Below are 8,312 nucleotides of genomic sequence, written 5' to 3' on the forward strand. Positions count from 1 at the left end.
CCGCGGCGGCGGCCGGCGCTACGGCCGTCATCGCACGCGAGCCCCGGGGGCCTGCGCCCCCGGGGCGTTTTCGTACTCCGCGCGGCGCAGGCCGCGTTGCAGATGGACGACTCCGGCCAGCAGGCACAGCGCGATCGCCGCGGCCAGGGCCGCGGCCGCCGGCGCCAGGCGCAGGCGGTCGGCGAGCAGGCCGGCGAACAGCGTCGCCAGCGGCATCGCGCCCATGGTCGCGGCGGAGAACCAGGTCATCTCGCGGCCCATGCGCTGCGCATCGGCATTGCGCTGCAGCCACGACAGCGACTGGATGCCGTAGTAGTTCGATGCCGCCGCGAGCAGGCAGAACGCGGCCAGGGTCGGCGGCAGCGCGGCGCTGGCGGCGAGCAGGGCATAGGCGAGGGCGGCCGCAGCCCAGCACAGCAGGATTTTGCGCAGCACCGCCCGCATGGGATCGGTGGCGCGCGCCGCCAACGGCGCGGCGACGGCGATGCCGGCGAACTGGGCCAGATAGATCAGGAAATAGCGCGCATCGCCGCGTTCGACCAGCAGCAGCGGCAATAGCACCTGCACCGGACCGAAGGCGAGCACGGTGCTGATCAGCAAGTAGGCGTAGTAACTGCGCGGCACGGCGGCCGCGGCCGGGAGCGCCTGCGCCCCGCTGGATGCGTCCGGGCCGGCGCCTGCGCCGCGTACCGGCCCGCGCCGGCGCACCGCCGCCAGCAGCCACAACGAGGCCGCCACGCAAATGGCGTCGATCCAGAAGGCCCACGCCAGGCTGCGCGCGTCGTGGCTGCGCAGAATCAGACTGCCCGCGAGCATCGGCAACAGCGTCATCGCCAGGCTGGACGCGACCGCGAACACCGCGTTGCCGGCGGCGAGCAGGGGTTTGCGGATGTACAGGCCGAAGCTGGCGCGACCGGCCGGGTACGCCAGCGCCCAGACCAGGCCGCCGAGCAGGGCGATCGCGTATACGCTTTCGATCGTGATCCGGCCGCTGCCGGCCAGGATCGCCAATGCGGCATTGAGCGCCACGTAACAGGCGCGGCACCACCACAGCACGCGCAGCGGATCGAGCCGATCGAGCAGGCCGCGGCCGAATCCGAGCAGCAGCGCGCTGGGCAAGGCTTCGATCGCCGCGGTCAGGCCCAGGTCGAAGGCGCGGCCGGTCAGGCGCATGACCAGAAACGGCAGGGCGATCAGGGTGAAACTGGCGCCGAAGGTGGTGATGAGATTGTCGAGCAACAGCCAGCCCAGGCGCGGATCGCGCCGGCTCAGCCGCCATAGGCGCGCGGCGTCGGCGGCGCGGCGGCGCAGCGCGAACCGGGGCATCGGTGCGGCGTCGCTATGCGCCGGCTCAGGACGCGGCCGCGCCGGTGCGGCGCAGGAAGAACAATTCGCCGTCGCGCTCCACCGTCAGGCCGTAGGCGCTGGCGATGGCGCGCAGCTTGCCGGCGTCCAGGCGCCATACCGGCTCGACATCGTCGACGCCGAGGTCGAGGGTCCATTGCATGCCCAGCCAATGGGTGAGCACGAAGCCGCGCTCGCTCAGCAGCCCGGCCAGGGTTTCGAAATAGCGCTCCAGATGGCGCTGGCAGCAGGCGAAGCTGGCCAGGTTGTTGTCGAGAACGCAGTCGAAGCGGCGGTCGCGGAACCGTTCGGCGAACTCCAGGCCGTGCTTGTTGAGCAGATGGACCTGGTAGTCGGCGATGCCGAGGCTGCGGCCGTGCTCCCATTCGCCCTCCGCCACGGTCACCGAGGTCACCCGCGCGCGGCCGGCGAGCAGGCGCGCGACCGAGGAATTGCCGGTGCCGATGTGCAGCACTTCGCCTCCGTCCAGTTCGGCCCGCTCCAGCCAGAGATTGATCGCTTGCTGGTCTTCGGTGGGTTCGCACTGCGAGTAGTCGAGCAGCGGCCAGGTGGCGCGCTCTTCGGCGGCGCGGTGGGTGGCCGCGTGCGGTTCGCGTCCGCAATCCAGGCGCTGCGCGCCGATGTCGAAGCGCGGCCGGAACGCGGCGGCGGAGGCGAGCGAGGGTTCGTTCATGGCAAGGGCCGAGTCGAGCGATGGAGGAGCCGGGTAATGCGGAGCGATGCGAATGCGGGCGCCCACAGCCGGCGGAGTGGATCGATTCTTCAACGCGCGCTGTCGCGGTGTCGAGAGAATGCGCGCGCCGTTCGCGGAACTGCTAAACGTCGTCACAGAAAAGCGAGTGCGCCTGCTTCCATTCTTGCTTGCGAAAAACGCGGCCATGCATCGCGTTTTCGACCGTAGCCAGGTTACGGTTTTGTTGCAGGTTCCGCCCGTTGCGCCGTTCCTCCCCCGTTGTAGCCGATGCAAGCACCGAACGTGCGGCCCTCGTCATGCGGGGCGTCGTATCGACGCGTCCGGTCTGCCCAACAGACCCTGCGGTCCGCCGCGCGCAATGCGTGCGCGGAGCGCGTTGCCGGATGCGTTGTTCTCATGCTGAGCCAGTTCTTCTTGACCGGCCTGGTCGGTTTCTCGACCTTGATCCTGTTGTGTTGCCTGATCTTTCTCGCCGGTTGGGCGGTGTGGCGCGTCTTGCGGCGGCCGCCGTCGCCGACGTTGGCCGACTATCCCTTCGTTTCGATCCTGGTGCCGTTCTACAACGAGCCGCCGGCGTCGTTCCTGCGTACGCTGGAGGCGATCGAGAACGCCGAATACCCCGGCCGGATCGAAGTGCTGCTGGTCGACGACGGGTCCACGAACGCTACGCCGCAGGCGCTGGCGCAGTGGCTGCAGCCGCCGCGCGAAAAGTGCTATCGCCTGGTGTCGTTGGCGCGCAACGGCGGCGCCAAGGGCCTCGCCCTGGATGCGGCCTTGCCGCAGCTGTCGCCGGAGTCGGACGTGGTCACGGTGATCGACAGCGATACGGTGATCCTGCCGTGCTCGTTGCGGCGCGCGGTCGAGGCCCTGTACGCCTCGCCGCGCCATGCCGCCGCCTGCGGGCTGATCGTGCCCGACGAGCGCCATCGCTCCTGGCTGCACCGGCTGCAGTTCTACGAGCATGTCGGGGCGCTCGCGGCGATCCGCTATGTGCAGAGCAAGATCGGTGTGGTCAACGTGGTCGCCGGGGCGTTCTCGTTGCACCGCACCGCGGTGATCCGCGAACTCGGCGGCTGGGGCGACTGGCTGGGCGAGGACATTTCCTGGACCTGGCGCGCCTTCGCCCACGGCTATTCGATCGCCTACGCGCCCGACGCGATCGCGTACACGATCTGCCCGACCACGCTGCAGGGCCTGTTCCGCCAACGCCGGCGCTGGGCGCGCGGACGGCTGGAGTCGTTCCGCGTCGCCTGGCGCATCTCCTGGGCGCGGACCATGACCATGCTGCCGTGGTGGCTGCTGTGGGCGCAATCGGCGCTGGTGCCGACCTTGCTGCTGTTGATCGCCGGCGCGTTGGTCTATCGCAGTCCCAGCCTGCTCGCGATCGCAGGACTGAACTGGTCGCTGATGGCGCTGCTGAATTTCGTCTCGATGATTCAGGCGCGCACCCGGCTGGGCCTGAGACCGTTGGACCTGGCCCTGGTCTCGGTGTGCAACACCGTCATCGACGTGCTGCTATTGCCGGCCAACCTGATCGGCTTGCTCGACGAACTGCGCGGCGGTCGCAAGACCTGGCTGACGCGCTGAGCGGCGCATGGACTGGCACGGATTCCTGCAGGCCCGGCCACAGGCCTATCTCGGCCGCGGCGCCGCGGACCGGCGCGTACTGGCGCTGACCTTCGACGACGGACCCGGTCGCGCCACGCCGGCCCTGCTCGATGCCTTGCGCGAACTCGATGTGCGCGCCAGCTTCTTCTGCGTCGGCGCGGCGATGCGCGCGCAGCCAGCGTTCGTACAGCGATTGCTCGATGAAGGGCACGAACTGGGCAACCACTCCGAGCGCCATGCCGATGCGCGCGGGATCGAGGCCGGGCAGTGGATGCGCGAGGAAGTAGAGCCGACGGCCGAGGCGCTGGCGGCGGCCGCGCGCGACCGGCCGGTCGCGGCGGCGCCGTTGTTCCGCCCGGCCTACGGCGAACTCGATGCCGCGCAATTCGACGCGCTGGCCGCGGCCGGCTACGTCGTGGTCGGCTGGTCGGTCGACCCGCGCGACTGGTTGGAACCGGACGCGCCGGGCTATGTCTCCTGCGTGGTCGAGTCCGTATTGGCGCGTATCCACCCCGGCGCGATCGTGCTGCTGCACGACGGCGACGACGAAAGCGGCGGCGCGCGCCACGGCATCGTCGAGATCGTGCGTCGGCTGGTGCCGGCGCTGCGGAACCAGGGCTATGGCTTGGTAAGGGCCGGCGAACTGATGGCGGCGACGGGCGCGGGCCGGACGACGGCGATAAGCTGACGCTTCGATGCCTTCGCGAGTCTGTCGGCTTTTGTCGCTTCAGGCTTCGGGCGGCTGCTGCTGCGGCGGCGGTACCGGCCGCGGTGCGCGGCGCGGTGGCGGCGCTTCGCGGTGCGGTTCGAGGTAGACCGCATTGAGCAGGGGCAGGGCGACGAACAGCGCTCCGAGCCACAGCATCGACGCAGTGAAGAAGCCGAAGCTGAGCAGCATGGCGCCCATCAACAGGGCGAACAGGCCCGAGCCCAGGCGCACGATCAGGGCGAACAGCGAGGATTCGATCCATGCCGCCGAGGCCAGCGCGACCACGAACGGTGCCAACCCGAACAGGGTGCCGATCGGCGAGGGACGGCCGCCGAAGGCGGTGAGAATGACCGCTGCGATGGCGATCCAGTTCCACAAGATCAGATAGCGTCCCATGTGTTGCGGGTCCTTTGGCTGGGGATCGTTGGTCCGCGACGTTGCGTCAGGTAACGGCAGCGCGCGGCATAGGCCAAAACACAGGCCGCGACTCAGCGCCGGCCGGGCGCTGGGGCCAGTCGGGTCAGGGCCCCCGGCTTCCAGGCGTAGTGCCAGGTATGCCGGCCGGGCGCGGGGCAGGCGGCGCTGTGGCCGTGTCCGGCGCCGGCATCGCCCTGACAGAACGGCGATGCCTCGCGAGCGAGGAACGCCACCGAAATGCGCTGGTCCGCCACCCGGATCGATTCGACCTCGCCGGGAATCTGCGCACTGGCGTTCTCGACGTAGCCGAGCGCGCGGACCCGGGCCAGATGGGCTTTCTCGGCGTCGTCGCTGAGGCGCGAGGGCTGCGCGCGCGGATCGTTCGGGCGCAGTGCGTCCAGCACCGTCAGCGAGTTCTCGCAATCGAAATTGGCCTGGGCGCAGGTGGCCGTCAGCAGGAACAGGATTTCGGCGCGGCCGTCACCGTCGAGATCGGCGACCTGGACCCGGCGGGCGCGGAAATCGCTTTGGATGTCGTCGCCGTAGCGGTTGTCGGCGACCGCGTCCGCTGCGCGTTGGGCCGCGGTCGTATCCGCAGGCGCGGCGAACGACAGGCCCGCCCAACAGGCGAGCGACGACAAGACGACGGCAGTCCTTGGCATGGCGACGATTCCCGGCGCCTCGAGGGTGAGGCGGCTGCGGCCTAGATTACGCCACCGTGCGCGCTGCGCAACGAGACGCCGGCGGTCTGGAGGCGGTGGCGCGACGTGGCCGCGCCGTGCCGGGCGGTCGTGTGGTGGCCCGGTGCGCCCGGCGCCGGTTTTATGCGGCCCAAGCCTCGCCAGCGACGACGGCCTAGACCGGAGCGGATTGCGTCCGCGGCTGCGCCCGCGGCGCCGTTGCGACCGCCTTGGCGCTGGCCGAGCCCGTCTTGCTCGACGCCTGCACACGCAGCGACGCCTGCGGCGAGGCCTGTCCGGAGCGGGTGCTTGCGCGCGACGCAGCGGGCCGGCGACCTGGCGCTATCGCGCGGATACCGACCCTTTATCGCGCCTGGGCGCGGCTTCGAGTTTTACGGCACTCCGAAAGGCGCGCGGTGATCTGGGCCCTGCCTCAAGCGGTGGCAGGGGCACGCGCGAGAAGACCTGCGTCGACTGCCCCAAGCGCATCGCCCCTTGGTTGCCGGACGTGAGCGGGGTGCCGCAAGGCTAGAACAGGGCGGCGCGAACTCGCCTGCGGGCGAGCAACCGACGGACGCGAACGGTTCCGTCCGCGCTGCCGCGTAGCGGGCGCTCAGCGCGCGTCCGGAAACCGGTTGACCCGGTCGATGCCGTGGATGGCGGCGTTGCTCGCATGCAGGTTGGGCTGGACGAGCTTGGCGATGCCGACCATCACATGCCTGTCGACCGATTGGATCGCCAGGCTGTTTCCGTGCAAGGTCTTCAGCGAACTCCAGCGCTCGAACTCGGCCACGGTCTTGCGCCTGGCGATCAGGTGATGGCACAGCAAGTCGATCAGGCGCGGCTGGTTCGGCGCGAGCAACAGCGATTCGAGGTAGCCATCCGGAAGCATGCCGAACGCTGCATCGGTGGGGATGAAGGCGGTGAACGGACCGGGCCCGTCCAGCAGTTCGCGCAATCCGGCGCGTTCGGCCGCGTCGCAGAACACGGAGAACCCGTGCTCGGCGGCGACTTCGAGCAGCTTTCTTGCGGTGCTGTCCGGGCGGGCGATGGAGACGATCCGCGGCATGACGCGCGCGGACAGGGCGGAGGAGTTCATGTGGTTGTCCTTGGATGGCAGCGCACTGAAGCGCGCGCTGCGATGGTGCGATGGATGGAACGAATCACCAGCCCCAGACGCTGATGGCCAGGAGCAGAATGCAGCCCGATATCGCGGTCGCCCAGTACGAGGCGAGCATCTGCCCGCGATTGTCCTTGCAATACAGCGCGCCGCCGCGATCCTGGCTGAGTCGGAAGTTCCGGTCCCTGAGATAGATCATGAGATTGCGCGCACCGCGCGGCGTATTGGGCGGCCCGTTCCGTTCCGATGGGCGAGGGCTGCGGAGGTGATCGCGCTGCTTCGGATGCAAGGTGCCAAGCAGTTTCCAGAATCTGGCCCGAAGCAGGGATTCGATCGCGATCGCCGAAACGAACAGGATCAGCGCGGACAAGGTGATCGCGTTCATTCGGCGCCCGCCCGGGCAGCGGCCAGCCGTCGCCGTAGTCCGCGCGAGCCCTTGTCAGGGAGCGGTTCGCGTCGGTCACGATCGGTAAAGTAGTGCCGCCACGGTGTGGCCGGCCTCAGCGGGGCGGGATCGGGAGCGAGAATGGGCCAGCCTTCGCTCTCTGCGTCCTGGATCGCTCGCAGGTCCTGCAGGACGAGATTGCGCGCTGCGTGGGCCAGGAGCAGTTCGAGGTGCGCTTGAGCGTACATGCCGTTCTCCGGCCTGCACGCTGAGGAGCGGCTGGCGGCAGACGCTTCGATGCTTGCAGGTACACACCCTATCAGACTTCCTGCGGTTCGGCGCGACGGCGAACTCGTCACGGCGAAGTAACGGAGCAAGGCGCATGTTGGCCGAGTTGCGGTGCAATGCCGCAACGGCTGCTCAAGCCGCGCCGCACGTCCATTCACTCTCCGCATTGAGTCATCGCTCCCGATACGCGGGGGCATCGGCTTCGGCCATCCTCGATTCGCCCGATGCGAATCCATCAGCAGGCCACTTCCATGACTACTCCCCAGAACACCCAGCAAACCGAGACGTCGAACCTCAGCGTGCTCGACACCGTCGCCGCCAACGGTTCGTTCGGCATTTTCGGCCGCGCCGTGGAACAAGCCGGCTTGAAGGAAACCTTGGCTGGACCGGGACCGTTCACCGTCTTCGCGCCGACCGATGCGGCTTTCGACAGCCTGCCGGCAGGCAAGTTGGACGATCTGTTCAAGCCGGAAAACCAGGAGCAACTGAGCTCGATCCTCAAGTACCACATCGTCAACGGCCGGCGCAGCGTGGCCGACGTGGGCAAGTGGGATGCGGCCAGGACCGTCAACGGCCAGCCGGCGCCGATCAAGCGCGAGGGCGAGACCGTCAGCATCGACGGTGCGCGCATCACCGTGGCCGACCTGAGCTCGGCCAACGGGTTCGTGCACGGAATCGACAAAGTCAACCTGCCGGCGGCGAAGCAGAACTAGCGCACGCCGCGAGGCAGGGATAGCCTTCATCGAGATCGTTGGAAAGGCCGGCGCAAGCCGGCCTTTTCCGTTGTGGCGCCGCCGGGCGGGTAAGCGACGGGGCCGTGGGCGCTGCGACAGGCGAATCGATCCAGGGTTCGCGGCAGCGCGCCGAGAGCGGCCCGGATGCCGGGTGCCGACCCTGCGCCGGTACTGCGTTGGGCAGGCCGCGGGCGCAGCGTGCGTCGGCGGAGCTGCGATCCGGTCCTCCCGTGCCGCGCCGATGCGGTAGCCTTCGCCCATGCGCATCCTCGTCGTCGAAGACCAAACGGACCTGCGGCAGGCGGTGGCCAA

9 protein-coding genes are annotated in these 8,312 nt (G+C 69.2%); 3 read left to right on the plus strand and 6 right to left on the minus strand.

The window, feature by feature from the left end; all coding sequences use genetic code 11:
- Positions 1-27 precede the first annotated feature (27 nt).
- Entirely contained in the window at positions 28-1,326 is a 1,299-nt protein-coding gene (locus TX83_RS19440) for an MFS transporter (RefSeq protein WP_064749645.1), read from the minus strand.
- Between the two features lie 25 nt (positions 1,327-1,351).
- Entirely contained in the window at positions 1,352-2,038 is a 687-nt protein-coding gene (locus TX83_RS19445; protein WP_064749646.1) for a hypothetical protein, read from the minus strand.
- 417 nt (positions 2,039-2,455) lie between these two features.
- On the opposite strand from TX83_RS19445, the gene TX83_RS19450 reads away from it, so the two are divergent.
- Together TX83_RS19450 and TX83_RS19455 are read left to right on the plus strand one after the other, a co-directional pair.
- Positions 2,456-3,646 carry a glycosyltransferase family 2 protein gene (locus TX83_RS19450; protein WP_064749647.1) on the plus strand — a complete coding sequence of 397 codons (1,191 nt, stop codon included), beginning with the start codon at positions 2,456-2,458 and terminating at the stop codon, positions 3,644-3,646.
- Positions 3,647-3,653: 7 nt separating this feature from the next.
- A complete protein-coding gene (locus TX83_RS19455) occupies positions 3,654-4,355 on the plus strand; it encodes a polysaccharide deacetylase family protein (RefSeq protein ID WP_064749648.1) in 702 nt (233 codons plus the stop codon).
- Positions 4,356-4,394: 39 nt separating this feature from the next.
- Here the strand turns inward: TX83_RS19455 and TX83_RS19460 are convergent, their stop codons facing one another.
- From TX83_RS19460 to TX83_RS19475, 4 genes are all read right to left on the minus strand, one after another.
- Positions 4,395-4,772 carry a hypothetical protein gene (locus TX83_RS19460; RefSeq protein WP_064749649.1) on the minus strand — a complete coding sequence of 126 codons (378 nt, stop codon included), beginning with the start codon at positions 4,770-4,772 and terminating at the stop codon, positions 4,395-4,397.
- Positions 4,773-4,864: 92 nt separating this feature from the next.
- Positions 4,865-5,434 (minus strand): hypothetical protein, encoded by a 570-nt coding sequence (locus tag TX83_RS19465; protein WP_064749650.1) that lies wholly within the window; start codon positions 5,432-5,434, stop codon positions 4,865-4,867.
- A gap of 652 nt (positions 5,435-6,086) precedes the next feature.
- The gene (locus TX83_RS19470) at positions 6,087-6,572 is read right to left on the minus strand and encodes a fasciclin domain-containing protein (RefSeq protein WP_064749651.1); all 486 of its coding nucleotides are present in this window, start codon (positions 6,570-6,572) and stop codon (positions 6,087-6,089) included.
- A gap of 64 nt (positions 6,573-6,636) precedes the next feature.
- Complete coding sequence (locus tag TX83_RS19475; protein WP_064749652.1) at positions 6,637-6,978, minus strand: hypothetical protein; 342 nt, start codon at positions 6,976-6,978, stop codon at positions 6,637-6,639.
- A 539-nt stretch (positions 6,979-7,517) separates the two neighbouring features.
- Between TX83_RS19475 and TX83_RS19480 the strand changes: the two genes are divergently transcribed.
- Positions 7,518-7,979: a fasciclin domain-containing protein gene (locus tag TX83_RS19480; RefSeq protein WP_064749653.1), complete on the plus strand. Its 462-nt coding sequence runs from the start codon at positions 7,518-7,520 to the stop codon at positions 7,977-7,979.
- Positions 7,980-8,312: the final 333 nt, after the last annotated feature.

Origin of the sequence: Lysobacter antibioticus HS124 (assembly GCF_000336385.2) — a bacterium.
Classification (GTDB): Bacteria; Pseudomonadota; Gammaproteobacteria; order Xanthomonadales; family Xanthomonadaceae; genus Lysobacter; species Lysobacter firmicutimachus.

What these genes read in the sequence shown, in the direction of transcription:
- TX83_RS19445 (WP_064749646.1), bottom strand. Translation starts at nt 2,038, where the DNA reads ATGAACGAACCCTCGCTCGCCTCCGCCGCCGCGTTCCGGCCGCGCTTC.
- TX83_RS19480 (WP_064749653.1), top strand. Translation starts at nt 7,518, where the DNA reads ATGACTACTCCCCAGAACACCCAGCAAACCGAGACGTCGAACCTCAGC.
- TX83_RS19475 (WP_064749652.1), bottom strand. Translation starts at nt 6,978, where the DNA reads ATGAACGCGATCACCTTGTCCGCGCTGATCCTGTTCGTTTCGGCGATC.
- TX83_RS19470 (WP_064749651.1), bottom strand. Translation starts at nt 6,572, where the DNA reads ATGAACTCCTCCGCCCTGTCCGCGCGCGTCATGCCGCGGATCGTCTCC.
- TX83_RS19460 (WP_064749649.1), bottom strand. Translation starts at nt 4,772, where the DNA reads ATGGGACGCTATCTGATCTTGTGGAACTGGATCGCCATCGCAGCGGTC.
- TX83_RS19440 (WP_064749645.1), bottom strand. Translation starts at nt 1,326, where the DNA reads ATGCCCCGGTTCGCGCTGCGCCGCCGCGCCGCCGACGCCGCGCGCCTA.
- TX83_RS19450 (WP_064749647.1), top strand. Translation starts at nt 2,456, where the DNA reads ATGCTGAGCCAGTTCTTCTTGACCGGCCTGGTCGGTTTCTCGACCTTG.
- TX83_RS19455 (WP_064749648.1), top strand. Translation starts at nt 3,654, where the DNA reads ATGGACTGGCACGGATTCCTGCAGGCCCGGCCACAGGCCTATCTCGGC.